This window comes from Photorhabdus viridis (assembly GCF_040256935.1).
In the GTDB taxonomy this organism is placed as follows: Bacteria; Pseudomonadota; Gammaproteobacteria; order Enterobacterales; family Enterobacteriaceae; genus Photorhabdus; species Photorhabdus viridis.
This window is the reverse complement of the sequence record NZ_JBEJZY010000448.1, coordinates 1-232: the sequence shown is the minus strand read 5'-3', so window position 1 is coordinate 232 and position 232 is coordinate 1. Positions and strand designations below refer to the sequence as shown.

Sequence of the window (232 nt, the reverse complement as noted above, 5' to 3'; positions counted from 1 at the left end):
ACTGATTGCGGGCTCGGCTGAAATGGCAACAGCAGGGCGTATTGCGCTTGAAGGGTGTAAAACTAATCCGGCGCTGTGCCTGAATAACGTGGGCATTTTTGTTGCAGATGCTGTTGCGCCGGAAGCGGCTGTTGGAACAGGCGTTTTAGCGACTGGAACGGTAAAAGTATTAGGCAACACCCAGGAAGGTGTGAAGAATCTGGCAGAAGAATTGAGTCATGTCTCAAAACCC

At 50.9% G+C, this 232-nt stretch carries 1 pseudogene; it reads left to right on the top strand.

Features of this window, described 5'->3' with window-relative positions:
- Positions 1–232 (top strand): annotated as a pseudogene (locus ABR397_RS24095) (hypothetical protein); the annotation flags it as partial.